At 69.0% G+C, this 25,026-nt stretch carries 20 protein-coding genes; 8 read left to right on the plus strand and 12 right to left on the minus strand.

The genetic code is table 11. The features are described from left to right. The 4 genes from purH to AZG88_RS55165 all read right to left on the minus strand — a co-directional run. Positions 1-1,139, minus strand: a 1,139-nt coding sequence (gene purH, locus AZG88_RS32480; RefSeq protein ID WP_061700189.1) for a bifunctional phosphoribosylaminoimidazolecarboxamide formyltransferase/IMP cyclohydrolase, incomplete at its 3' end; no start/stop codon positions are given. Next, the gene (purN, locus tag AZG88_RS32485; RefSeq protein ID WP_061700190.1) at positions 1,132-1,797 is read right to left on the minus strand and encodes a phosphoribosylglycinamide formyltransferase; all 666 of its coding nucleotides are present in this window, start codon (positions 1,795-1,797) and stop codon (positions 1,132-1,134) included. The genes purN and purH, both read right to left, overlap by 8 nt. A gap of 68 nt (positions 1,798-1,865) precedes the next feature. After that, positions 1,866-3,389: a cell division protein PerM gene (locus tag AZG88_RS32490; protein ID WP_061700191.1), complete on the minus strand. Its 1,524-nt coding sequence runs from the start codon at positions 3,387-3,389 to the stop codon at positions 1,866-1,868. 111 nt (positions 3,390-3,500) lie between these two features. Next, positions 3,501-4,568 carry a DUF5336 domain-containing protein gene (locus AZG88_RS55165; RefSeq protein WP_005238547.1) on the minus strand — a complete coding sequence of 356 codons (1,068 nt, stop codon included), beginning with the start codon at positions 4,566-4,568 and terminating at the stop codon, positions 3,501-3,503. 126 nt (positions 4,569-4,694) lie between these two features. On the opposite strand from AZG88_RS55165, the gene AZG88_RS32500 reads away from it, so the two are divergent. Beyond that, entirely contained in the window at positions 4,695-5,321 is a 627-nt protein-coding gene (locus tag AZG88_RS32500; protein ID WP_005238545.1) for an IMPACT family protein, read from the plus strand. Positions 5,322-5,381: 60 nt separating this feature from the next. Here AZG88_RS32500 and sucD read toward each other — a convergent pair whose 3' ends face one another. From sucD to AZG88_RS32515, 3 genes are all read right to left on the minus strand, one after another. Continuing rightward, positions 5,382-6,284, minus strand: coding sequence for a succinate--CoA ligase subunit alpha (sucD, locus tag AZG88_RS32505; RefSeq protein ID WP_005238543.1), 903 nt, complete (start codon positions 6,282-6,284; stop codon positions 5,382-5,384). 15 nt (positions 6,285-6,299) lie between these two features. Then, complete coding sequence (gene sucC, locus AZG88_RS32510; RefSeq protein ID WP_005238541.1) at positions 6,300-7,469, minus strand: ADP-forming succinate--CoA ligase subunit beta; 1,170 nt, start codon at positions 7,467-7,469, stop codon at positions 6,300-6,302. 193 nt (positions 7,470-7,662) lie between these two features. Next, positions 7,663-9,615 (minus strand): hypothetical protein, encoded by a 1,953-nt coding sequence (locus AZG88_RS32515; RefSeq protein ID WP_061700192.1) that lies wholly within the window; start codon positions 9,613-9,615, stop codon positions 7,663-7,665. Positions 9,616-9,845: 230 nt separating this feature from the next. Between AZG88_RS32515 and AZG88_RS32520 the strand changes: the two genes are divergently transcribed. Further along, positions 9,846-10,907: a M23 family metallopeptidase gene (locus tag AZG88_RS32520; RefSeq protein ID WP_005259979.1), complete on the plus strand. Its 1,062-nt coding sequence runs from the start codon at positions 9,846-9,848 to the stop codon at positions 10,905-10,907. A gap of 75 nt (positions 10,908-10,982) precedes the next feature. On the opposite strand, the gene pcrA is transcribed toward AZG88_RS32520, so the two are convergent. Continuing rightward, positions 10,983-13,469, minus strand: coding sequence for a DNA helicase PcrA (pcrA, locus tag AZG88_RS32525; RefSeq protein WP_061700193.1), 2,487 nt, complete (start codon positions 13,467-13,469; stop codon positions 10,983-10,985). 273 nt (positions 13,470-13,742) lie between these two features. Between pcrA and AZG88_RS32530 the strand changes: the two genes are divergently transcribed. After that, complete coding sequence (locus AZG88_RS32530; protein ID WP_005238528.1) at positions 13,743-14,039, plus strand: chorismate mutase; 297 nt, start codon at positions 13,743-13,745, stop codon at positions 14,037-14,039. Between the two features lie 38 nt (positions 14,040-14,077). On the opposite strand, the gene AZG88_RS32535 is transcribed toward AZG88_RS32530, so the two are convergent. Then, positions 14,078-15,532, minus strand: coding sequence for an NAD-dependent succinate-semialdehyde dehydrogenase (locus AZG88_RS32535; RefSeq protein ID WP_197487980.1), 1,455 nt, complete (start codon positions 15,530-15,532; stop codon positions 14,078-14,080). A 69-nt stretch (positions 15,533-15,601) separates the two neighbouring features. Between AZG88_RS32535 and pgi the strand changes: the two genes are divergently transcribed. Next, a complete protein-coding gene (gene pgi, locus AZG88_RS32540) occupies positions 15,602-17,254 on the plus strand; it encodes a glucose-6-phosphate isomerase (protein WP_005238524.1) in 1,653 nt (550 codons plus the stop codon). A gap of 1 nt (position 17,255) precedes the next feature. Here the strand turns inward: pgi and AZG88_RS32545 are convergent, their stop codons facing one another. Further along, entirely contained in the window at positions 17,256-18,035 is a 780-nt protein-coding gene (locus AZG88_RS32545) for an FAD:protein FMN transferase (RefSeq protein WP_025432092.1), read from the minus strand. 104 nt (positions 18,036-18,139) lie between these two features. Between AZG88_RS32545 and AZG88_RS32550 the strand changes: the two genes are divergently transcribed. Continuing rightward, a complete protein-coding gene (locus tag AZG88_RS32550) occupies positions 18,140-19,399 on the plus strand; it encodes a hypothetical protein (protein WP_061700195.1) in 1,260 nt (419 codons plus the stop codon). Between the two features lie 2 nt (positions 19,400-19,401). Here AZG88_RS32550 and AZG88_RS32555 read toward each other — a convergent pair whose 3' ends face one another. Further along, entirely contained in the window at positions 19,402-20,766 is a 1,365-nt protein-coding gene (locus tag AZG88_RS32555; RefSeq protein ID WP_005238511.1) for an NAD(P)/FAD-dependent oxidoreductase, read from the minus strand. 9 nt (positions 20,767-20,775) lie between these two features. After that, positions 20,776-21,528, minus strand: coding sequence for an SDR family oxidoreductase (locus AZG88_RS32560; protein ID WP_061700196.1), 753 nt, complete (start codon positions 21,526-21,528; stop codon positions 20,776-20,778). A gap of 88 nt (positions 21,529-21,616) precedes the next feature. Here AZG88_RS32560 and AZG88_RS32565 point away from each other — a divergent pair, with 88 nt between their 5' ends. The 3 genes from AZG88_RS32565 to AZG88_RS54490 form a co-directional block, all read left to right on the plus strand. Further along, positions 21,617-23,050 (plus strand): dihydrolipoyl dehydrogenase family protein, encoded by a 1,434-nt coding sequence (locus AZG88_RS32565; RefSeq protein ID WP_061700197.1) that lies wholly within the window; start codon positions 21,617-21,619, stop codon positions 23,048-23,050. A gap of 64 nt (positions 23,051-23,114) precedes the next feature. After that, positions 23,115-24,644: a carboxylesterase/lipase family protein gene (locus AZG88_RS32570; RefSeq protein ID WP_061700198.1), complete on the plus strand. Its 1,530-nt coding sequence runs from the start codon at positions 23,115-23,117 to the stop codon at positions 24,642-24,644. Continuing rightward, a partial coding sequence (locus AZG88_RS54490) for a carboxylesterase family protein (protein WP_231914282.1) occupies positions 24,641-25,026 on the plus strand: 386 nt, incomplete at its 3' end. The genes AZG88_RS32570 and AZG88_RS54490, both read left to right, overlap by 4 nt.

Genomic DNA, 25,026 nt, shown 5'->3' on the forward strand with positions numbered 1-25,026 from the left:
CGCTCCTGCAGGAGCGCTCCACCGGACACGGGACGCAGTTCGATTCCCGTCGCGGTGGGCGCCTCGGCGAGGAGGACGCGGATGTTCTTCTTGCGCTGCAGCACTCCGAGCGCACCGTCCGCGTAAGACGGGGCGATGATCACCTCGGTGAAGATCTCGGCGACCTGCTCGGCCATCTCGACGGTGATCTCGCGGTTCGCGGCGATGACTCCGCCGTATGCGCTGACCGGGTCGCAGGCGTGCGCCTTGCGGTGTGCCTCCGCGATGTCGGCTCCGACCGCGATGCCACACGGGTTCGCGTGCTTGATGATCGCGACAGCCGGCTCGCTGAAGTCGAACGCCGCACGCCAGGCGGCGTCGCCGTCGGTGTAGTTGTTGTACGACATTTCCTTGCCGTGCAACTGCTCCGCCTGGGCCAGACCGGCCGGAGCCGCGGGGTTCACGTAGAGGGCTGCGGCCTGGTGCGGGTTCTCGCCGTACCGCAGGACAGCCGAGCGGTCCCAGGTGGCGCCTGCCCACTCGGGGAACTGCGAGTCACCCGGTTCGACCAGCGTGGACGTCATCCAGCTGGCGACCGCGACGTCGTACGACGCGGTGTGCTGGAACGCCTGCGCGGCGAGGGCGGTGCGCTCGGGCAGCGTGAAACCGCCGTCGGCGACCGCGGTCAGTACGTCGTCGTAGCGGGCGGGATCCACCACGACCGCGACCGACGGGTGGTTCTTCGCGGCGGCACGCACCATGGACGGCCCGCCGATGTCGATCTGCTCGACGCACTCGTCGGGGGTGGCACCCGATGCGACGGTCTGCGTGAACGGGTACAGGTTCACGACCACCAGCTGGAACGCCTCGATGCCGAGTTCCTCGAGCTGCGCGAGGTGCTCCGGCTTCCGGGTGTCGGCGAGGACGCCGGCGTGCACCCGCGGATGCAGCGTCTTGACCCGGCCCTCGAGGCATTCGGGGAAGCCCGTCAGCGCCTCGACGGGGGTGACCGGGATGCCGGCGTCGGCGATCTTCGCTGCAGTCGACCCTGTCGACACCAGCTCGACGCCTGCCTTGTGCAGGCCCGTAGCCAGTTCGACCAGACCGGTCTTGTCGTAGACGCTGACGAGCGCTCGGCGTACTGCCTTGCGTTCACTCACTGGGGATCACGGCCTTTCGTCCATCGGAAACAACTCCACGGGTGGCGACAGCGGCGATGACGTCCGCCAACAACCGCCGCTCCACAGTCTTGATGCGCTCGTGCAGGGTCGACTCGTCGTCGCCGTCGAGCACCGGCACGGGTTCCTGCGCCAGGATCGGGCCGGTGTCGACACCCGCGTCCACGAGGTGGACGGTCGATCCCGACACCTTCACGCCGTAGGCCAGGGCATCCGGGACCGCGTGCGCGCCGGGGAATGCGGGCAGCAACGCGGGATGCGTGTTGATGATGCGACCGCCGAAGCGCTCCAGGAAGGCGGGACCGAGGATCTTCATGAAACCCGCCGACACGACGAGCGACGGCTGGTGGGACGCGACGGCCTCGGTCAGCGCGACGTCCCAGGCGGCACGGTCGGCGTGGTCGCGCAGGCTCACCCGGAAGTGGGGAATGCCCGCCGCGTTCGCGTGGGTGGTCGCATCACAGTCGCGGTCGACGCCGACGGCGACGATCTCGGCGGGATAGCCGTCCGTGTGTGTTGCTTCGATCAGCGACCTCAGGAGGGTTCCCGCACCGGAGGCAAGTACGACGATCCGCGCCGGCGAACCGGTCGTGGGCCTCAGGTGGTCACGCGAGGAAGTCAGCGCTCTACTCCTGAACAATCGAAAGGCCGGGTGAATCGACAGACGGGCGAAAATGGGGGCGGTCGCATCGTCGACCGACCAAGAGCCTAGTCGCTGGGGGTTGCGGGCCTTCGGGGCAGGTCGGCTTCCGGGCTCTCGGCGGCGTCTCCGGACCCCTCGGGTTCGTCCGTCGGCGTGTCTTCCTCGACCTCGGCGTCCACCACGACCTCGGCCTCGTCGCCGGTGTCCTGCGGTGCAACCGGCGCCGCCGGCGCTTCGGTGTCGTCGACGAGTTCGGCTTCGATCACCCGGCTCGGCGCGACGTCTTCGGCGACCACCGGCCCCTCGGTGATCGGGGCGGCGATCGCCGGAACCTCCTCCGCGCCCGGAAGGTGCGGCTCCTCGTCCTCGGTGTCGGCGTCGTCCTCGTCCACGGCGCCCCGGCTCCGATGCCAGGCCACGACCACCGCTGTCACCGCGCCCGCGAGTCCGAGCCACGCGAACGTGAGCAGTCCGAACGCCCACCAGTGCAACTCGACCGTTCCGAATGCGCCGAGCCTGCCACCGGACACGAGGCCGAGCACGGCCGTCACCACGCCCACCCCCGCGGCGGCGGTCAGCACGGTGAACAGCGCGTCCTGCCCGGCGACGCGACGTCCGCAGTCGCGTCCGAGCATCACACCGATCAGCAACGGAATCACCAGCAGCGCAGGCCAGGCGCCACCCGACACCCCGTCGGGAACCGCGCCGAGCAGCGGTAGCGGCGGCAGCGCACCACCGACGTTCCCGAATACGCTGACCGAGACGTCCCCGATCTGCGCGGTCCCTCCGATGACCGCGGCCGCGGCACCCACCACGACGTTCGGCAGGTACAGCATCGACAAGATCGTCAGTCCGAGCATTCCGACGACGCCGCCGCCGCGTTCGAGTAGCGAGCCGACCGTCGACCACTCCATCAGCAGCGAGATCGTGACCATGACCGCGCCGGCACCGAGAATCGCCGTCAACGCGCGCAGACCCGGCCGCACCGCGTCCCGGACCCACGACGGAACCTGCGCACCGAGCGTCGGCCACGTCGCGACCGTCACACCGATCGCCGACGCAAGCAGGTGCACGAACAGCACCCACCCGAACGCGGCGAGCGCGTTCGGGGAGGACAACGGGATGACCGCCGACGCGTCCGCGATGACGGCGAGGCCGATGGCCGTCACGACCAGCGGTCCGGCCACCGCAGCGCCGATCACCTGCAGAGCGTGCCGCCGCGAGGACGCCGGGTGCACCACGGCGGCGCATCCGCGGGCGACGACCCACATCATCCCGGCTGTCGGGATCAGCGGGAGGACACCGAGTGACGTGCCGTCGATCGTCAACGGCACCTGGTGGATCGCCAGCCACGACGCCGCGATGGCACCGAACGTTCCCGTAAGGTCGCTGTTCGCCGCCACCAGCGTGACGACGATGAGTGCGGACAACAGGACGACGGTGACACCCGCGGGCCGGAATGCGACCGCGAGCAGCGCCCGCATCTCGTCGGCGTCGGGCACGGGTCGCTGTCGCGGGACTTGCCGCTCGTCATCACCGACGGCTCGCCGTCGTGCACCCTGTGCGACGCGCTGCGCACGATCAACCAAAGAACTCATCCCCTCGAGAGTGGCACTCCGACGCCGCGGCAGCGGTCAGGCGCGCCGCACAGAAGTGGCCTCCGACCACGTTGGGTCAGAGGCCACCTGCTGGTTGGGCCGCTACTTGTCGTCTCTGTCGGCGCGCGTGTCGAACGCCTGGGTCGGCGCGCTGTAGCCCTCCGATTCCTTCTCGGCCGAGTCGGCCGGCTTCGCCTCGGTGGAAGGCTGCTCGCCGTACTCCAGCGTGCGCTCCACGGGGGACGACTCGGACTGCGAGCCGTACGCAGGCGCCGCGTGCTGCGCGGAACCGTAGCTGGTCCCGGCCGGGTACTGCGAGCTGGGCGTTCCGGTGGACTGCGACGGGCTCGACGGCTGCGAGTACCCCTGGTACTGCGGCTGCTGGTAGGCGGTGGTCGGGGCGTCGTAGGACGCGGACCCGGCACCCGCAGCGGCTCCGTAACCCGGTTGCTGGGGCTGCCCGTAGCCCTGGCCGTAGCCGGGCTGGCTCTGCGAGGGCTGACCCTGCTGGCCGTAACCCTGCTGGCCGTAGCCGCCGGGCTGGTTCTGCTGGCCGTAACCGGGCTGCGATTGGCTCTGCTGCCCGTAGCCCTGCGGGGCGCTCTGACCGTAGCCCTGCGGCGGCTGTCCGTACGACTGCTGCGGGCTCTGCCCATAGCCCTGAGGGGCGCCTTGGCCGTAACCCTGCGGTGCCTGACCGGGCTGACCGAAGCCCGCGGCTGCGGCCGGCTTGGGCGCCGGCTGCTTCAGGAGCCCGATGTCGAACAGCACTGCCGCGACGGCCACGGCCGACTGGATGAACCCGAGAACGAGGATCAGGATTGCGCCCCAACCGGAATCCGCGTCGACGTTGAGAAATACGAACAACGCGACAACCCAGCCCGCGACGGACGCCGCCGCCGCCGCGCCCGCGTAGGACTGCTTCGGAAGAAGGGATGCCGCCGCGAGCAGACCACCGAGGAACAGCAGTCCGAGCCCGTCCGTATTGGCTTCGAACGAGTTCACGGACTCTCGCGCCAACGTGGCGTAGGGGGCGAACCCGAGCAGTAGGTTGAGGACACCGAGAACTGCGACACCGATCAGAAGGAAGAAGCCCAGGCCTTTCGGTTCTCCCCCTGCAGTCGGTTGCGCGGGCGGACCGTAACTCGGTCCTCCGGGCGTGAACGTCATGACTTCTCCTAGTCGACAAGTGGTCGTCTGCGTGCGCTCTTCCGACGCTAGCCTACGTATACCCGTCGGTCACTGCCGTCACTCGCGGCCCGCGGCGCCGGGAACAGCGCAGGAGACAATGGCTCGGTGCCGTACACCCTCGCTCCCCACACCGCCGATCTCACCCTCGAGACGGAGGTGAAGCACTCACGTTTCATCGCCGCCCTGCGGCGCGTCGAGGACGCCGACGCGGCGCAGGCCTTCGTCCAGGATCAGCGACGGGCGTATCCCGATGCGCGACATCACTGTTCGGCGTACATCATCGGAAACGGGCCCAGCGACCGGGTCGAGCGCGCGAGCGACGACGGCGAACCCGGTGGCACCGCGGGCATTCCGATGCTGCAGGTACTCAAGGCCCGTGATCTCGTCGACGTCGCGGTGGTCGTGACACGGTACTTCGGGGGAATCAAACTGGGCGCGGGCGGACTGGTGCGCGCCTACTCCGGCGCGGTGGCCACAGCGGTCGATGCCGCACCGCTCGTGCGGAGGGAACTTCGCCACCTGCACACCCTCGCCGTCGGCCACGCCGAGGCGGGACGCGTCGAGTCGGAGTTGCGTGGGCGGGGCGTCGTCGTGGTGGACACGACATACGGGGAATCCGCGGTCCTCACCCTCGCGGCGCGGGACTCGGCGGAGCTGGCTGATCTGGTCGCTGCCGTCACGTCGGGGACGGGGACACTCGATCCGGCCGGGGAGATGTGGGTCGATGCCTGAACGGCCTGTGCGTGGTTGACGAGTCCAGAGACTCGTCAACCACGCACGGGCGCGGAGCGCCTAGGCCTGGACGGTCAGGCTCTGCAGGATCTCGCGAGCGAGCGCAGCGGTCTCGGACGGCGTCTTGCCGACCTTCACGCCGGCAGCCTCGAGGGCGTCCTTCTTGGCCTGCGCGGTGCCCGAGGAACCGGAGACGATGGCGCCTGCGTGGCCCATGGTCTTGCCCTCGGGGGCGGTGAAGCCCGCGACGTAGCCGACGACCGGCTTCGTGACGTTCGCCTTGATGTAGTCGGCGGCACGCTCCTCGGCGTCGCCACCGATCTCACCGATCATCACGATGACCTTGGTCTCGGGGTCCTTCTCGAACGCTTCGATGGCGTCGATGTGGGTGGTGCCGATGACCGGGTCGCCGCCGATGCCGATGGCGGTGGAGAAGCCGAAGTCACGCAGCTCGAACATCATCTGGTAGGTCAGCGTGCCGGACTTGGACACGAGACCGATCGGGCCGGTGCCCGCGATGTTGGCCGGGGTGATGCCGACCAGCGACTCGCCGGGGGTGATGATGCCGGGGCAGTTCGGTCCGATGATGCGGGTCTTGTTGCCCTTGGAGACGTTGTACGCCCAGGCGTACGCCGAGTCCTGCACCGGGATGCCCTCGGTGATGACCACGAGCAGCGGGATCTCCGCGTCGATGGCCTCGACGATGGCGTCCTTGGCGAAGGCCGGGGGAACGAACGCGATGGAGACGTCCGCGCCGGTCTTCTCGATGGCCTCGGCGACGGTGCCGAAGACGGGCAGCTCGACGCCGCCGTCGTGGGTGACGGTGGTGCCGGCCTTACGGGCGTTGACACCGCCGACGACCTGGGTGCCGGCCTTGAGCATCAGCGCGGTGTGCTTGGTGCCCTCGCCGCCGGTGATGCCCTGGACGATGACCTTGGAGTCCTTGGTCAGGAAGATAGCCATGTTTTTTGAGTCCCTTTACTTTGCGGCGAAGGCCAGCTCGGCAGCCTTGTCGGCAGCCTCGTCCATGGTTCCGACGACCGTGACCAGCGGGTGGGCGGCCTCGGCGAGGATACGACGACCCTCTTCGACGTTGTTGCCGTCCAGGCGGACGACCAGCGGCTTGTTGGCCTCGTCACCGAGCGTCTTCAGGGCGCCGACGATGCCGTTGGCGACCGCGTCACACGCGGTGATGCCACCGAAAACGTTCACGAACACGCTCTTGACCTGCGCGTCGTTCAGGATGACGTCCAGGCCGTTCGCCATGACCTCTGCGGAGGCGCCGCCACCGATGTCGAGGAAGTTGGCCGGCTTCACGCCACCGTGCTTCTCACCGGCGTAGGCGACGACGTCCAGGGTCGACATGACCAGGCCGGCGCCGTTACCGATGATGCCGACCTCACCGTCGAGCTTGACGTAGTTGAGGTCGTTTTCCTTGGCCTTGAGCTCGAGCGGGTCCGTGGCGTCCTTGTCCTCGAACGCCTCGTGGCCGGGCTGACGGAACGCAGCGTTCTCGTCGAGCGTGACCTTGCCGTCGAGCGCGAGGATCTGGTCGTCCGGCGTGCGGACGAGCGGGTTGACCTCGACGAGGAGAGCGTCTTCGTTGATGAAGACCTCCCACAGCTTCTGGATCGTCACGGCCGCTGCGTCGAGCACCTCGGCGGGCAGCTTTCCTGCCTCGGCGATGCTGCGCGCGAACGCGAGGTCGACACCCTTGACGGCGTCCACGGGGATCTTCGCGAGAGCGTCGGGGTTCTCCTCGGCGGTGACCTCGATCTCGACGCCACCCTCGACCGAGCACATGGCCAGGTAGGTGCGGTTGGTGCGGTCGAGCAGGAAGGAGATGTAGTACTCCTCGGCGATGTCACTCGCCTCTGCGACCAGCAGCTTCTTGACGACATGACCCTTGATGTCGAGGCCCAGGATCGCCTCGGCGTTGGCCTGGGCGGCATCGGCGTCGGCGGAGTACTTGACGCCACCGGCCTTGCCGCGGCCTCCGACCTTGACCTGCGCCTTGACCATCACGGGCTTGCCGATTTCTTCGGCAATCTCGCGTGCACCGGCGACCGTGTCGGTAACACGCCCAGCCGACGTCGGCACCTCGTGCTTGGCGAAGAGTTCCTTCGCCTGGTATTCGAAGAGATCCATCTGCTCACCGTCTCGTCTGCGTTGACACCCGCTCGAGGGGTAGGAGCGGGTCTGTTTTGGACTTTAACCAGTTGCCGGGCCCGGTCTGCGGCCGCGTGTCTGCTATGTGGTCCACATCACGCGATAACACGCATTGAGGCGAGCCTCACCAGAAGTACTGAGGAGAGCCTCACCGCGGTCGACGGGGCGGACCTCACCGATTTCTGCTGCGTGTCGTGAGGGCCGCGGCAGCCGCAATCAACACTATGCCCACCGTTGTCGGGACGACACCGGCCCCCATTGAGGGATCGGTCACCCGGGCCGCGGTGAGCGGCCACGACAGGAGGTATACCCCCACCACAACGGCCGAACCGAGCAGGAGTGCCACCGCCCGGGCCGGCCGGGCACGTGAGGCGACGATCACTGCGAGGACCACCGCGACGCCCAGTAGGACGCGCCCCCACACGTCGAGGTTCCACGGGAACTCCGCGAACGATGCGGGCGCGTAGTCGTCGCCGCGTGCATCCGTCCCGTGGAAGAGCGGCAGTCCCAGTCCGACGAACGCGGCGACCGCCCCGAGACCACCGACCGCGAGGACCGCGATCGAGGTCGACGGCTCCTCGGACGTGTCGATCTCCTCACGTTCCGCCGAACCGGCGAACCACGTCAGCACGCCGGTGACGCCGGCGGTGACGGCCGCACACCACAGCAGCGCGGCACCGATTCCGGCGCCGATTCCGGGGACGTCGGTGGCGAGCACGACGGACTGCGACACCGAGGCGACGGAGAACGGGATCGTCACCCACAGCACTCCGACCGCGGGCCGGACGGTGGAGGCGAACTCCGACAGCAGCAGCCAGACGCAGCCGACGACGAGCACGAGGGCGGCGACGAGCACGACCCGGGTGGCGTAGATGTCGGGGCGCACGGCGTCGGCCGGGATGTCGAGGACGGGGAGCAGGGCACCGGCGGCGGCGAGCACGGCGGTGACGATTCCGGTGGTCCCGGCGGCGACGTGCCAGCGGGCGATTCGAGCGCGGGCCGCGGCGGCCTCGGCTCGCAGCGCCGCCTTGGCGACGCCCTTCGCGGACGGGGTGACGGCCCCCTTCTTCGCCGGCGCGCCCTGAGCCGGCGCGGACGACGAGGGGGTGGCGAGCGTCTTCAGGATCCTGCTGTCGCGAGCCCGGTCGACCATCGGGATGCAGACACCGACGAGTACGAGGACACCGGCGCCGACGGTCCCCCACACCGCGCCGGGCCCGGGCTGGATCCGTTCGCCCGCGCCGAGTCCGGCCACCAGGCGCGTCCCGACCACGCCGAGTGCGGCCAGACCGGCCCCGACGAGCGCACCGGACGCGACGGGCGGTGAGATGGACGCCAGTGCGGAGGCGACCACGATCAGAACGGCCGCCGCCAGCAGCCCGGCGCCTGCGGACGCGGCGAGATCCGACTCCACGACCGTCGGGACGAGGATGACCGGATCCTCGGACACGAAGGCGGGAGCGAACAGCGCGCCGACGAGCACGACGGCGGCGACCACCGCGACCGCGGACGGCAGGAATCCGGCACGGGCGCCGGTCGCTCGTCCGACCTGTTCGGAGCTGCGGGCGTCGCCGTAACCGTCCATCAGCGACTCCCGGTGGACTGCGACCATGCCGAGGAGGCCGGCGAAGGCGATCAGCAGGTGTCCGCCGAGGGCGGCGTACGCGCCGGACCCGGCGGCGAGCTCGGCCGCCGTCTCGGGCCGGAACAATTCGAGTCGATTGGCGTCGATGGCGTCCGTCCACAGCTGTGTGTCGAGCACGGCGGCGCCGAGGGACACCGCACCGGCACCGGCCAGCAGCGCACCCGCCACCGCGGTGCGCCGGGCGACAAGCGCGGGGACGGCGAGGACGGGTGCGGCGAGGGCGAAGACGGCAGCCCACAGTGCGGCTGCGCCGATCGCGGACGGCGCGGCCACCCCGTCGGCCGAACGGACGGCGTGCAGGACGGGCGCCGAGGCCACTCCCACACCCCCGACGAGACCCAGGACGACCGCGAGCACGCACCCCCGGCGCGCACGGGCGGGATCGGGCTCCTCGACGGCCGTCAGACCGGTGCCGCCGGACGAGGGAATACGTTCGGGCTCGGCCCTACGCCCGTCCGGAGATCGAGTTGATGACGCCACAGGCCGACGCTAGCGCTAACCCACTGCCTCCCCCGCGTTGTGACACGCGTATTCAGGGGCGAGATTGAACCGAGACGAAAAGTGGGTTCGACGTTTCCCCAGCTCAGTTTGTGATGCCCGTCACATGTAGCCGTTCCTCCGCGTTACAGGTTGCGCGCATCGCAACCGTTTCGTTACCGTCGCCAAGGTCTAAGTCACAGGCAGGTCACGAGCAGGAGGGGGACGGGCGTATGCACCATCGCAGCCAGTTCACGGCCAGCCGTTTTGTGAGTCACCACGATGACGAGTTGCGGGGTCACAACGACGAAGTCGCGCCCACGTACCCCTCGAGGTCGGTCGAGCGTTATCCCGAGACCGATAGTTCTGAGATTTCACGCATGCTCTTCCGCAATTCGCAGTCCACACGCTCCACCCCCGACAGCGTCGACGCCGGCAACGGCTTCGAGACCGTCGACACCGAGTCCGAGATTCCCGGCTTCACTCCCCGCAGCGGTTCCGAGTCCTTCGAGGGCGCACCCTCCCACTCCCGCCGCGGAGCCCACCGCATCCCGACTCCCCCCTCAGCTCTCAAAGGTCGCGCCGCAGTCCTCGCAGTCGCAGCGGGCGCCGTAGTCGCCGCAGGCCAGGCCGCCGTCACCAGCGGATCGTCCAGCTCCTCCGACCACTCCGAGGTCGCCCTCGCCAGTGACGAGTCGAGTACCATCGGAACCACCGCCGAGCCGCAGGCCGCCCAGTTCTCCACGGTCGCCGACACCGCCGCGTCCGAGTCGAACGCCCCGCAGGTCCTCAACATCGCGAACCCGACCGACCTGTCGCAGTTCAGCAACCTGCTCGCCAAGGGACAGCGTTTCAGCGAAGAGCGCGCCGCCCGCGAAGCCGCTGCCCGCCGCCCCCTGTTCGTCCTCCCCGCCGTGGGAACCTTCACCTCCAACTTCGGAAGCCGCTGGGGCACCCTGCACGCGGGCGTCGACATCGCCGCCCCCATCGGCACCCCCATCGTGGCCGTCGCCGACGGCGAGGTCATCGACTCGGGTCCGGCTTCCGGGTTCGGCATGTGGGTCCGCCTCAAGCACGCCGACGGCACCATCACCGTCTACGGCCATATCAACACCTCCACCGTCACCGTCGGCCAGAAGGTCATGGCGGGCGACCAGATCGCCACCGTCGGCAACCGCGGCTTCTCCACCGGCCCGCACCTGCACTTCGAGGTCCACCTCGCCGGCGAGAACAAGATCGATCCCCTCCCCTGGCTGGCCTCCCGCGGCATCAGCCTCGGCCCCGAGATGGACTGACCGAAACCTCTCGGCACCACCCGAACACACGACTGCGGCGCATGCATTGCATGCGCCGCAGTCGTTTCGCCGTCGCTACAACTTGACCATCGGGACGCCACCGATCAGCATCAGCCGGACCTTGCCCGCGCTGCCGAAATCGATGGTGACCGTCGCGGTGGGGCCGGCGCCCTTGGTCTCGAGGACCGTGCCGAGGCCGTACTTGTCGTGACTGACACGGTCGCCGACCGTGAGCACCAGGTTGTTGTTGCGGGAGCGGGCGGCGCCGAAGCTCGGCGTGCCTGCCGACCCGCCGCCGTAACCGGAACCGCCGCCGAAGCCCTGACCGCCGTATCCCGATCCACGCGCACGGCCACCGCCGATCGCACCACCGGAACCGATACCGGTGCCCGGGTCCTCACGACGCCAGTGCACGAGATCCGACGGGATCTCCTGCAGGAACCGCGACTCCGGGTTCTGGATGGGCTGGCCCCACGCCGACCGCATGACGGCCCGCGTCAGATACAGCCGCTGCCGGGCACGGGTGATGCCGACGTACGCGAGCCGGCGCTCCTCCGACAGTTCCGTGGGGTCGCCGAGCGCTCGCATGTGCGGGAACTGACCGTCTTCCCACCCGGTGACGAAGACGACGGGAAACTCGAGCCCCTTCGCGGTGTGCAGGGTCATCAGCGTGACGACGCCTTCGTCGTTGTCGGGTAGCTGATCGGAATCCGCGACCAGCGACACGCGTTCGAGGAACGCGGCGAGGGAACCGGGGTCGGGTTCACCGTCCCGGGCGTCGACGTCGCCGTCCTCCGGCGGTTCCACGAGGCCGGCCGCGTTCCGCGCGTCGGAGCTGAACTCACGCGCCACGCTCACGAGTTCGTTGAGGTTGTCGAGGCGCGCCCCGTCCTGGGGGTCACTGCTCGCCGCGAGTTCGGCGCGGTAGCCCGTCCGCTCCAGGACCGCCTCGACGACGTCACCGATGTCGCCGAGCTGGTCGGGGACGACGTCATCCGCAGTGGTCTCCGGCGGGAGCATCACCCGCAGTCCGTCCATGAGTTCGAGGAAGGACGCGATGGCCTTCTGGGAACGGGTGTTCAGCAGCGGTACACGGCCCTCACCGCCGTCCCGCAGCGCCTCGGCGAAGCTGATGCCCCGTTGCTCGGAGTGGACGGCCACACACGCCTCGGCGCGGTCGCCGATGCCGCGGCGGGGCGTGTTGAGGATCCGGCGCAGGCTGACGGTGTCGTCCTCGTTCGCGAGGACTCGGAGATACGCGACGATGTCCCGCACCTCCTTGCGCTCGTAGAACCGCACTCCGCCGACGACCTTGTACGGAACGCCGAGCCGGATGAAGATCTCTTCGAGGGCACGGGACGAGTTGTTGGTGCGGTAGAACACGGCGACGTCACCGAACTTGGCGTCGCCGGAATCGACGAGCTTGTCGATCTCGGACGCCACGAACGACGCCTCGTCGTGCTCGTTGTCCGCGACGTAGCCGGTGATCAGCTCGCCCTCGCCCGAATCGGTCCACAGCCGCTTCTCACGCCGGCCGGTGTTCTTCGAGATCACCGAGTTGGCCGCCGACAGAATGTTCTGGGTGGAGCGGTAGTTCTGCTCCAGCAGGATGGTGCGGGCGTCCGGGTAGTCGCGCTCGAACTCCTCGATGTTGCGGATCGTCGCGCCGCGGAACGCGTAGATCGACTGATCCGCGTCACCCACCACGCACAGCTCGGCCGGGGCGACCCGGTGGTCCGCGTCCCCGCCGTCGGCGGTTCCGCCGACCAGTTCACGCACCAGCATGTACTGGGCGTGGTTCGTATCCTGGTACTCGTCGACCAGCACGTGGCGGAACCGCCGCCGGTAGTATTCGGCCACCTGGGGGAACGCCTGCAGCATCGCGACCGTCTCGCCGATCAGGTCGTCGAAGTCCAGCGCGTTCGCCGAACGCAACCGCTGCTGGTAGTGCCCGTACACCTTGGCGATCAGCCGCGGCAGTTCCGCCGGATCCTTGTCGGCGTCGGCGCTCGCCTGCTCCGGGTCGACGAGCTCGTTCTTGAGATTCGAGATGTGGGTGGCGAGCAGCCGCGCCGAATAGCGCTTGGTGTCGATGTTCAGATCCTTGGCGATCATCGTCAGGAGCCGCCGCGAATCGTCCGCGTCGTAGATGGAGAAGTTCGAGTTGAGGCCGGGGAGCAGCGCCGCCTGGGCTCGCAGGATCCGCACGCAGCTGGAGTGGAACGTGGACACCCACATGCTGTTGGCCCTGGGGCCGACGAGGTGGGCGACGCGTTCCCGCATCTCCGCGGCAGCCTTGTTGGTGAACGTGATGGCCAGGATCTGACCGGGCATCACCCCCCGCTCGGCCAGCAGATATGCGATGCGGCGGGTGAGCACAGCCGTCTTGCCCGAGCCCGCACCCGCGACGATCAACAGCGGAGAACCGGCGTGCACGACCGCTTCCCGTTGCGGTGGGTTGAGGCCCTCGAGGAGCACGTCCGACCCTGTGCGCGCAGGTGCGGCGGCGCGCAGGGTCGTCTCGTTGCTCAGAGGAGAAGCGGTGCCGGAGATAGTGTTCATCGTCTATCAAACTTACCGGCGTGTACCGACAGCGTCACAGCCGCTTGGCCTGCGCGGTGCCGCCATGGCAAACTGGTACACATGTTCAGTCCGCCGTCGCGCCCCCTGTGGCGATTTTTTTACGGGTACCGGCCTCCGGTGCCCGTGAACTGAACAGCTCACGAGCCCCGAGGTCCGCACCGGATCCGGGGCTTTTTTCGTCAAACGAGCCTGGATCGGTAACGACTCGAGCCAAAACAACGATCCAAGTTCTGACAAGAGGGAGACGAACCAATGAGCACTCAGACCGTCGCATCAGCCGCCAAGGAAACCGCTGTTCCCACCAGCGAGGCCGAGATCGAGGTTCTCCGCCAGGAGATCGACAAGCTCGACGCCGAGATTCTCGCCGCTATCAAGCGCCGTGCAGAGGTCTCGCAGCTCATCGGGCGAACGCGGATGGCGTCCGGCGGTCCCCGCCTCGTCCACAGCCGTGAGATGAAGGTGCTCGAGCGGTTCAACGAGCTCGGCCAGGAAGGCCACACACTCGCCATGCTGCTGCTCCGCCTCGGGCGCGGCCGCCTCGGTCACTGATTTCCCGAAACGGCCTGCCCATCCCCCGACGGCGGTCGTTACGGCTCGAGTGCCACGTACTTGGTCTCCAGGTACTCCTCGATGCCTTCACTGCCCCCTTCGCGCCCGAAGCCTGACGCTTTGACGCCGCCGAAGGGGGCAGCGGTGTCCGAGATGACTCCGCGATTGATGCCGACCATGCCCGATTCGAGGGCGTCGGCCACCCGCAGTGCACGGTCCAGGTCGCGGGTGAAGATGTACGACGCCAGGCCGAATTCCGTGTCGTTGGCCGCGGCGATCCCTTCCTCTTCGGTGTCGAACCCGGCGATCGCGACGACCGGTCCGAACACCTCTTCCTTCAGGATCCGGGCCTGCGCGGGGATCTCGTCCAGCACGGTCGCCGGGTAGAAGTAACCGGGACCTTCCGGGGCGACCCCGCCGAGCCGCACCCGGGCGCCGGCGCCGACGGCGTCCTGCACCAGTTCCCCGACCTTCTCGAGTTGGTCCGCGTTGATCAGCGGGCCGAGCGTCGTGTCGGGATCCGTGCCGGGTCCGAGTGTGTACGAGGACAGCTTGTCGACGAGCTTCGCGGTGAACTCCTCCCGCACACTGTTCGCGACGTGGAAGCGATTGGCCGCGGTGCAGGCCTCGCCGCCGTTGCGCATCTTGGCGAGGACGGCGCCGGCCACCGCCTTGTCCACGTCCGCGTCGTCGAAGACCACGAAGGGCGCGTTCCCGCCGAGTTCCATGGACGTGCGCAGCAGCCCCTTCGCCGACTTCTCGACGAGCATCCGCCCAACCCCGGTCGAGCCGGTGAACGTGAGCTTCCGCAGCCGGGGGTCGTCGAGCAGCGGACCGGTCACCTCACCAGACTTCGACGTCGGCAGCACGGACAGCACGCCCTTCGGAAGCCCCGCGTCGGCCATCACCTCGGCGAGCAGGAGCATCGTCAGCGGAGTCTCGGAGGCGGGTTTGACGATCATCGTGCAGCCGGCGGCCAGGGCGGGTCCGATCTTGCGGGTGCCCATCGCGAGCGGGAAGTTCCACGGTGTGATCGCCAGACACGGTCCGACGGGCTGCTTGGTCACCAGGATGCGTCCGTTTCCCGCGGGTGCCGGTGTGTAGCGGCCTGCGATACGCACGGCCTCCTCGCTGAACCACCGGAAGAACTCGGCGCCGTACTTGACCTCCCCCGCGCTCTCCGGCAGCGCCTTGCCCATCTCCAGCGTCATCAGCAGCGCGAAGTCGTCGGCCCGGGCCGTGATCTTCTCGAACACCGCGCGGAGCAGTTCCCCACGCTCACGTGCCGGGGTCGCCGCCCACTCCCGCTGCACCGCGACCGCGGCGTCGAGCGCTTTCATCGCGTCGGCAGGGCTGGCGTCCGCCACCTCGGTGAGGGCGTCACCGGTGGCCGGGTCGAAAACGGTGAACGTGGCACCGTTCTCGGCGTCACGCTTCTCGCCGCCGAGAAAGAGGGTTGTGGGAACGGTTCGCATGAGTTCGACAGCATCCATGACGTCCATCATGCGCCGCACCGAAGTTCGCACGGAAGTTTCGACGCGCGGGCATTAAGCTCAAATCTCGTGAGCTCAGACATCACCGGAACCGCTGCCTGGCAGAAATTGCGTGATCATCACGCTCAAATTCAGTCCGTCCATCTTCGAGAACTCTTCGAGAAGGACCCGGCGCGCGGGCAGGAACTCACCGTCTCGGCCGGCGACCTGTACATCGACTACAGCAAGCACCGTATCGACCGCGACACCATCGGGTTGCTTCTCGAGCTGGCGCGCAGCGCCGACCTGGAGGCACGCCGCGACGCGATGTTCGAGGGCGAGCACATCAACACTTCCGAGGACCGCGCCGTCCTCCACACCGCGCTGAGGCTGCCCGCCGACGCGTCTCTCGTCGTCGACGGGCAGGACGTCGTGGCCGACGTCCACGAGGTCCTCGACCGCATGGGCGACTTCACGGATCGTGTGCGCTCCGGCGAATGGCGTGGCGCGACGGGCGAGCGCATCAAGACCGTCGTCAACATCGGTATCGGCGGTTCGGATCTGGGTCCGGTGATGGTGTACCGCGCGCTGCGGCATTACGCCGACGCCGGCATCAGCGTCCGGTTCATCTCCAACGTCGACCCCGCCGACCTGGTGCGCAGCCTGCAGGGCCTCGACCCGGCCACCACGCTGTTCATCGTGGCGTCCAAGACCTTCTCGACGCTCGAGACACTCACCAACGCCACCGCCGCGCGGCGCTGGCTGCTCGGCGGCCTCGGCCTCGGAAACGAAGCGGTCGCAAAGCATTTCGTCGCCGTCTCGACACATGCGGATCGGGTGGCGGAGTTCGGTATCGACACGGCCAACATGTTCGGATTCTGGGATTGGGTAGGAGGCCGGTACTCGGTCGATTCCGCCATCGGGCTGTCGGTGATGGCGGCGATCGGCAAGGAGCGGTTCGCGGAGTTCCTCGCCGGCTTCCACGCCGTGGACGAACACTTCCGCACGGCGCCGCTCGAGGAGAACGCGCCGGTCCTGCTCGGCCTGATCGGACTCTGGTACTCGAACTTCTTCGGCGCCGAATCCCGTGCCGTGCTGCCGTATTCCAACGACCTCGTGCGGTTCCCGGCCTATCTGCAGCAGTTGACGATGGAATCGAACGGCAAGTCGGTGCGTGCCGACGGCTCCCCTGTCCCCACGTCCACCGGTGAGATCTTCTGGGGTGAACCCGGCACCAACGGGCAGCACGCCTTCTACCAGCTCCTTCACCAGGGCACCCGGCTCGTCCCCTCCGATTTCATCGGTTTCGGCGAGCCCACGGACGACCTGCCCACCGCGGACGGCACCGGCAGCATGCACGACCTGCTGATGAGCAACTTCTTCGCCCAGACGAAGGTCCTGGCGTTCGGCAAGACGGCCGAGGAGATCGCGGCCGAGGGAACGCCCGAACATCTGGTGCCGCACAAGGTCATGCCCGGCAACCGGCCGTCCACCACGATCCTCGCGCCGAAGCTCACCCCGTCGGTGATCGGGCAGCTGATCGCCCTGTACGAGCACCAGGTGTTCGTGGAGGGTGTCGTGTGGGGTATCGACTCGTTCGACCAGTGGGGTGTCGAGCTCGGCAAGACGCAGGCTGTGGAGCTGCAGCCGGTACTCACTGCCGCGGATGAACCGGCCGCGCAGAGTGATTCGTCGACGGACAGCCTGGTGCGCTGGTACCGCCGTCAGCGCGGACGGGCCTGATTCACCAGCTCTCGGTGGTGTAGACCCGGCCCGACCGGTCCACCAGCCGGGCCCGCAGCTCGTGCTGTTCGATCCAGCGGATCGCACCGATGCCGCGGGCGAGGGCGGCGATGCTGGCCGCGTACGCCCAGAGTGCGTCGTCGGCGATCACCGTCACCGTCTCCCACTCGGTGGCGGTGGGCGGTTCGGCAGCCGGGGGCGCGAACGCCGTCGCCATCGCAGTCCCGTTCACCAATTCGACCTCGCCGTCGCCGGGCACCGGGATCTGCCAGCCGCCGGCGGGACAGTGCCCGGCCGTTGCGATGACGTCGCCGATACGCACGGCGGCCCCGCACTCGAGTTGGCGGGCGACCAGTTCCGCCGCCCGGTCCACCGTGTCGGCCTTGGCGGTGTCGGTGATGTCGAACGAGGCGCCCCACGGCGCGAACACGACGTCGTCGTCGATCTGGACGTCGAGGAAGCTCGGCTCCGGGTGCACGGTGGGGATCAGGTCCTCGTCGGGCGATTCGGAGGCGAGCGGGTTCACCACCCCGTCGGTCATCCGGGCGGCCCAGAGCGCCGAACGCAGCAGTGCCGACATCCGCCGGCTGACCTTCACCGGCGCGCCCTGCGAGAGGTTGACGGCGTGGATCTCGGCGTCGCCGCGGTGGATGTCGCAGACCGATTCGGCCTCGTCGATGACGGCCGCGATCAGCGCTGCAGCCTCGGGAAGGGCGGCACCTTCGGTGACGTCGACTTCCACGACGGAACCCCACACCTTCCATTTCTCGACGCTAACCATGGTGTTCTCCGTGTGCGGTCTGTACAGCGCTGCACTTCCAGTATGCGCCGGCTGTCCAGAGGTCCGCGTCCGTCGTCCACCTCGACCGGTCGTACACTTCGCTGGTGAGCGCCCGATTGAGCGTCGTCGACGAGATGTTCCTGCGCACCCATCGGGGGTGGGGAACGCCGATCGTGATGCAAGGACTGTGGCGTACCGACGGGCAGGTGAACGCCTCGATTCTCGATTCCCTGAGCGCAGACTTCGCCCGCGGACCGCTCGGCAGGCGCGTGGTGCGTCCGCGAATTCCCGGCGCGCGGCCCCGGTTCGAGCCGAGTACCGACGCCTTCCCCGTCGAATACGCGGAAACCGAGGCCGGGACGGTCCTCGCGTGGGCGGACGAGCAGGGCTCGTTGTCGGTCGACCCCGAGCGGGGTCCCGGCTGGCGTCTGGCGTGCGCACGACCCGCCGACGGGGGCACGGTGCTGTCGCTGGTGTGTTCGCATGTGCTCGCGGATGCGCGCGGACTGGCGGCAGCCATCGTGGCGGCGCTGCAGGGCCTGCCCCCGTCGGCTCCGGGTGGTGCGGACGGCGCTGTCGCGGACATGTGGGACGCCACCCGGCTCGCCCGCCGCGTGACGGAGGGAACCGCGCGTGCGGTCGCCGGCCTCGTGGTGAGCGGGACCCGGCGCGCGGAACTCCGGCGCTTCCTGCACGTGAGTGGCAAAGCGTCCCCCGCCACATTTTGCCACTCACCTGTGTCGGCGGTGCTGGACATGGACGCCGAACGGTGGGACGCCGCCGCGGAGCGGGCGGGCGGAACCCCGAACAGCCTGTTCCTGGCCGTGGTGGCCGAGTTGGCGCGGCGGGACGGCGAATCCCGGCCGCTCACGATCAGTGTGCCGATGGACCTGCGGGGCGCCGCCACCTCGTCGGGTACCGCGAACTCCGTCGCCATGGTCGAGGTGGACGTCGGCCCGCAGGACACCGTCGCCGACGTGCGGGCGGCGAGCCGCGCGGCGTTCTCCGCGCCCGCGATGACGAGTCCGGCCGGGTTCCCGGAGGAAATGCTGCAACTGGTCCCCGACCGGGTGGCGCATGCCCTCACGGGCAGCCCCGGCGAACGGGACGTACTGTGTTCCAACATCGGACCGCTACCCGAGGCGCTCGTCTCGATCGGCGGTCACCGCGCCACCGGCATCGCCACCCGAGCCGTGCATCCGGGTGTCGTCACCAGCCGCACCCGGCTCTCCGCCTATCTCAGCCGATTCGGCGGCAGCTACTCCCTCGCGCTCGAGTCGCTGGACAGTCCGGACCACGCCGCGCTCCGGGAGCGAGCGGCGAACGTCCTCGCCCGCCACGGTCTCGACGCACGGAGCTGGTGACGTCAGGACTCGGACGCGGGTTCGGCGTAGGGCTGACGCGCCGACTGCGGATCGCCGTAGGTGATCGCCCGCTCCCGGCGCGTCCGCGACGCCAGCGTGACGCCCCAATTGAGCAGGGTGCCGAACCGGTTGCGGTACCCGGCAAGGAACGCGATGTGGATGACACCCCACGACACCCAGCCCATGAACCCGGACATCCGGATCGGGCCGGCCTGGAGCAGCGCGTGCCTGCGGGCGATGTAGGCCGCGCTCCCCAGGTCGCGGTATTTGAAAGGTTTGCGGTCGGGCGTTCCCCCCGCGACGGTGCGGGCGATGCATCCACCGACGTGCCTGCCACCCTGCATCGCGACCTCGGCAACGCCGGGAAGCTCGTTCAGCGACATCAGGTCGCCGATCACCCAGACGTTCGGGTGTCCGGGCACGGTGAGATCGGGTTCGACGGCGATGCGCCCACCCTGAATCTGCTTCACGCCCAGCGCATTCGCGAGAGCTCCCGCGAACGGCACGGCCTCGACGCCCGCGGTCCAGAGGATCGTGCGAGCCCCGTAGCGCTTCTTGGTGTGGGCCGCGTTCTTGGCCGTCGTCTCGATGCTGGTCTCGCAGACGTCGGTGACGTGCACACCGAGATGCGTTTCGACGCCGACCTTGTCGAGGGTTCTCTGCGCCGCCGCGGACAGTTTCCGGTTGAACGACGGGAGAACGCGGTCGCCGCCGTGGAAGAGCAGCACCCGGGCCTCGCAGGGGTCGATGGACTGGAACTCGTGGGCGAGGGCGTGCACGGCGAGTTCCCGGATCTGGCCCGCCAGTTCGACTCCGGTGGGTCCGCCGCCTGCGACGGCGAATGTCAGCCACGGCCTGCGCTCCTCCGCGGTGGGCAGCGATTCGGCCATCTCGAAGGCGGAGATCAGCTTTCGGCGAATGGCGAGCGCGTCGTCGAGGGTCTTCATCCCCGGTGCCCACCGGATGTACTCGTCGTGCCCGTGGTACGCCTGACGCATTCCCGCCGCGACGATCAGGTAGTCGTAGGGAAGGTCGAACGTGGATCCGTCGAAGCGACTGGCGGTCAGGACCCTGCTGGCGGCATCGACGGCGTGCGCCTCCCCGAGGGCGACGTGCACGTTGCGGTTGCCGCGCAGCAGGTGCCGCAGCGGGCTGCTGATCTCCCCTTCGGAAAGCAACCCCGTCGCGCATTGGTAGAGCAGCGGCTGGAAGAGGTGGCTGGTTCCCCGGTCCAGCAGGGTGACGTCCACGTCGACGTCGCAGAGCCGCCGGGCGGCGTGGATCCCGCCGAACCCTCCCCCGACGATGACGACACGGGGCCTCGAACGCTGCAGGCCGAGGGACGAGGATTCCTGGGCGGTCGTCATAGGTCAGTCCTACACGAACCGGGATGTCCACGCATGAGGAAGCAACCTCAACGCGAGACCGATTCCTCGCCATTTGATTCCCGGCAGCGCAGCGCGGTTCGTCTCCTTCTCGATGGCCGCGACCATCGCATCGACGCCGTCGTCGAGACTGGCCGTCATCTTGGCACTGTCCCCAGCCCTGCCCGACATGTCGGTGGCGATGTACCCGGGGAGCAGCGTGGTCACCACGATCGGACTCTTCGCCATCTCCGCGGTCAGCGCCTCGCCGAGGGCCGACACTCCCGCCTTGCTCGCCGAGTACGCCGCCTTCGGGCCGGGCAGACCCCGATCGGCACTGATCGAGGACACGAGCACCAGGTGTCCGGAGTTCTGTTCGCGGAAGATCCCGAGCGCCGCCTCGCACTGCGACAGGGCACCGACGAAGTTGGTGCGGGCGGTGGCGAGATTGGCGTCGGCCCGGCCCGTTCCGATCCGGGCCCCTTTGCCGAGTCCGGCGTTGACGACGACGCGGTCTAGTCCGCCCAGCTCGTCGCGCAGTTCGCCGAAGACACGGACCACCGCGTCGTGGTCGGTGACGTCGAGTTCGCGGACGGCGACGGTGATCCCGGGATGCGCCGCCTGCAACTCGTCGCGCACGGACTCGAGCCGGTCGACGCGTCGCGCGCACAGCGCGAGGTCCCGCCCCTGGGCGGCGAACCGACGAGCCATCTCCTCGCCGAGTCCCGAGCTGGCCCCGGTGATCAGAATCTTCTGCCGTCTCATTCCGCCACACTATCTACCCGCGGGTAACAACGCGAGAGGCCCGCCGGAACCTCTGACATCCAGCACCGACCGGCTTACCGTTACAGGTATGACTGACTCTGGGAGCGGCGCGGAAGAGTTCGATGTCATCGTGATCGGAGGCGGTCCCGCGGGTGAGAACGCGGCGAGTTACGCCATCGCGGGCAGCGACCGCACCGCGGCGCTGATCGAACACGAACTCGTCGGCGGGGAATGCTCCTATTGGGCGTGCATGCCCAGCAAGGCGCTGCTGCGTCCGGGTGACGTCCTCGGGGCCGCGCGCAACATGCCCGGGGTGTCCGCCGGTCCGCTCGACGTGGACGCCGTGCTGGCGCGACGCGACTCGTTCACCAGCAACCACGACGACTCGTCGCAGGTGATGTGGGCCGACTCGCAGGGGATCGACGTCATCCGCGGATCGGCACGCATCACCGGGGACCGCACGGTGAGGGTCGGCGATTCCCGCGAGCTGCGCGCCCGGCACGCCGTCGTGGTCGCCACCGGGACGACCGCCGCGGTCCCCGACACCCCCGGCCTTCGGGCGGCGTTGCCGTGGATCTCGCGGGACGCCACCAACCTGAGAGAAGTTCCGCGCCGGGTCGCCGTGATCGGCGGCGGCGTCGTGGCATGTGAGAGCGCGACGTGGCTGCTGGACCTCGGTGTCGAGGAACTGACGATGGTGGTGCGCGGCCCGGCACTGCTCCCGAAGAACGAGCCGTTCGCCGGTGAGCGGGTGGCCCGCTCGCTGGAGAAGAAGGGTGCGCAAATCCTGTTCGGCGCGGACCTTCGCGGCGTCGAGCGGCCCGACGCCCGGGACACGGGGATCGGCCGTATCCACGGCGGCCCGGTGACTCTGGACGTGGCGGGACAGGATCCGCTCGTCGTCGACGAGGTCGTCGTCGCGACCGGGCGCACTCCGGCGACATCGGCGCTCGGCCTCGACGCGCGACTGCTGAACTCCCACGGATACCTCACCACCGACGATCATCTGACGACGGCGGACGAATGGTTGTACGCCGTCGGCGACGCCAACGGCCGCGCGTTGCTCACCCACATGGGCAAGTACCAGGGCCGTGTGTGCGGCGACGTGATCGCCGCCCGCGCCGAGGGCAGGGCGCTGGAGGGGTCCCGATTCCGGGCGATCGCCGACCACGGCCAGGTCCCTCAGGTGGTGTTCGCCGATCCGGAGGTCTCGGCCGTCGGGATCACCGAGCAGGAGGCGCGCGACGCCGGGGTGGACGTCGAGACCGTCGAGGTCGACATCGCCGTCGCCGGCTCGTCACTGGCCCGCGACGATTTCAGCGGTCACGCCAAGCTCGTGGTCGACCGGGCCACCGACACCCTGGTCGGAGCGACGTTCGCGGGCACGGACGTCGGCGAACTCATCCATGCCGCCACCATCGCGCTGGTCGGGAAGGTGCCGCTCGACACGCTGTGGCACGCGGTCCCGTCGTACCCGACCGTGAGCGAGGTGTGGCTGCGACTGCTGGAGGCGCGGCGCTGAGCCGAACGGAAGACCGTCGCCGGAGGTGAACGCCCCCTCAGGCGGTCTCCGTATAGTTTCCGACATGGCGTCTGACACTCTCACGACCGACACACTGGTGAGGACGACCGCAGGGGTGGTCCGTGGCCGGCGCGTCGGCGACCTGGTCGCGTGGCGGGGAATTCCCTACGCGGCTCCCCCGGTCGGGCCGCTGCGGTTGCGCGCACCCCAGCCCGTCACACCGTGGTCCGGTGAACTCGACGCCACCGAATTCGGCGACGCCGCCGTGCAGCACAAGAAATTCACCGCACTCCGGCCGGGCAAGTATCAGCCGAGTAGCGAGAACTGCCTGACGCTCAACGTGCTGGCCACGCCCGGCACGTCCGGGTCGCGTCCGGTGATGGTGTTCATCCACGGCGGCGCGTACACGCTGGGCATGTCGGCCACCGCGCTCTACGGCGGCCAGTCGCTGGTCCGCCGCGGCGACATCGTCTACGTGTCGATCAACTACCGCCTCGGTTCGCTCGGATACCTCGACTTCACCCAATTCTCCACCCCCAAAAGACCTTTCGACTCCAACCTCGGACTCCGCGACCAGGTGGCCGCACTCGAATGGGTGCAACGCAACATCGCCGAATTCGGCGGCGACCCCGACAACGTCACTGTCTTCGGCGAATCCGCGGGCGCCAACGCCGTCACCACACTGATGACCACCCCGGCCGCGAAAGGACTGTTCGCTCGGGCGATCTCGGAGAGTTCCGCCCCCGGCCTCGTCACCACCGCCGACCGCGCCGCCCAGTGGGCATCCGACTACGTGACGCTGCTCGGGGCCGAACCGGACACCGCCGCGGAGGCGCTCACCTCGTCACCGGTCGGCGCACTGGGCCGGGCCGGAAATCGTCTCGGCGCGAAGGTGCTATCGGAGACGCCGGGACTGCACCCGTTCGGCCCCGTGATCGACGGCGACTTCCTGCCGAAGCCGCCGCTCGACGCGTTCGCCGACGGCTCGGCACACCGGGTTCCGCTGATCATCGGCACCAATGCCCGCGAGGGCACCCTGTTCCCGAAACTCCTGGACGCGCTGCCGACCGACCCCGACCGGATCGGGCGGATGTTCGCACTCACCGACCCGGGCGCCGAGGCCCGCGTCACCGCCGCGTATCCCGGCTACCCGGCACCGGACGCGGCCGTCGACCTGGGCGGCGATCTGACGTTCTGGAGGCCGTCGATCGAACTGGCCGAGGCCCACTCCGCGTTCGCCCCCACCTTCAGCTATCGTTTCGACTTCGCCCCGCGCGCCATGAAATGGCTCGGACTGGACGCCACACACGGATTCGAGCTGTTCGCGGTGTTCGACATCGCCGACACCCTGATCGGCCGCGGCCTCACCCTGCCGGGCGGTCGTCGCGGACTGAAGGACGTGACGGACACCGTGCAGCGGCACTGGCTGCACTTCGCCTCGCAGGGAACACCGTTGGCGTCATGGCCGAAGTACGACACCGACAGGAGGGCAACGCTCGTGTTCGACACCGTCACCACCGTCCAGGACGATCCGCGCCGGGAGCGCAGGCTGGCCTGGGAGGGGTACCGGGGCTACTACGGGCAGGGCCTGTGAGCGCTCTCGAGGTCCACACCGATGCCGGCGCCGTCGGAGGGCGCCGGATCGACGACCTGACTGCCTGGCGGGGCATACCCTACGCCGCTCCCCCGGTCGGGCCTCTGCGGTTGCGGGCCCCGCAACCGGTCGAGCCGTGGTCGGGGGTCCGGCGGGCCTTCCACTTCGGGTCCCCGGCACCGCAGGGTGGTGGGACCGACGAGGACTGCCTCACCCTGAACGTGCTCGCACCCGGGTCCACATCCGGATCGCCGCGACCCGTGATGGTGTTCATCCACGGCGGCGCCTACTCCGGCGGGTCCTCGTCCTCGTCGCTCTACAGCGGCCAGTCGCTGGTCCGCCGCGGCGACATCGTCTACGTGTCGATCAACTACCGCCTCGG

This window comes from Rhodococcus sp. LB1 (assembly GCF_001583455.1).
Classification (GTDB): Bacteria; Actinomycetota; Actinomycetes; order Mycobacteriales; family Mycobacteriaceae; genus Rhodococcus_F; species Rhodococcus_F opacus.

Excerpts from the sequence above, each read along its gene's own strand:
- AZG88_RS32545 (WP_025432092.1), bottom strand. The coding sequence starts at position 18,035 with ATGGTTAGCGTCGAGAAATGGAAGGTGTGGGGTTCCGTCGTGGAAGTC.
- sucC (WP_005238541.1), bottom strand. The coding sequence starts at position 7,469 with ATGGATCTCTTCGAATACCAGGCGAAGGAACTCTTCGCCAAGCACGAG.
- AZG88_RS32530 (WP_005238528.1), top strand. The coding sequence starts at position 13,743 with ATGAGCACTCAGACCGTCGCATCAGCCGCCAAGGAAACCGCTGTTCCC.
- AZG88_RS55165 (WP_005238547.1), bottom strand. The coding sequence starts at position 4,568 with ATGACGTTCACGCCCGGAGGACCGAGTTACGGTCCGCCCGCGCAACCG.
- AZG88_RS32520 (WP_005259979.1), top strand. The coding sequence starts at position 9,846 with ATGCACCATCGCAGCCAGTTCACGGCCAGCCGTTTTGTGAGTCACCAC.
- AZG88_RS32570 (WP_061700198.1), top strand. The coding sequence starts at position 23,115 with ATGGCGTCTGACACTCTCACGACCGACACACTGGTGAGGACGACCGCA.
- AZG88_RS32560 (WP_061700196.1), bottom strand. The coding sequence starts at position 21,528 with ATGAGACGGCAGAAGATTCTGATCACCGGGGCCAGCTCGGGACTCGGC.
- sucD (WP_005238543.1), bottom strand. The coding sequence starts at position 6,284 with ATGGCTATCTTCCTGACCAAGGACTCCAAGGTCATCGTCCAGGGCATC.
- AZG88_RS32555 (WP_005238511.1), bottom strand. The coding sequence starts at position 20,766 with ATGACGACCGCCCAGGAATCCTCGTCCCTCGGCCTGCAGCGTTCGAGG.
- AZG88_RS32535 (WP_197487980.1), bottom strand. The coding sequence starts at position 15,532 with ATGGATGCTGTCGAACTCATGCGAACCGTTCCCACAACCCTCTTTCTC.
- pcrA (WP_061700193.1), bottom strand. The coding sequence starts at position 13,469 with ATGAACACTATCTCCGGCACCGCTTCTCCTCTGAGCAACGAGACGACC.
- AZG88_RS32565 (WP_061700197.1), top strand. The coding sequence starts at position 21,617 with ATGACTGACTCTGGGAGCGGCGCGGAAGAGTTCGATGTCATCGTGATC.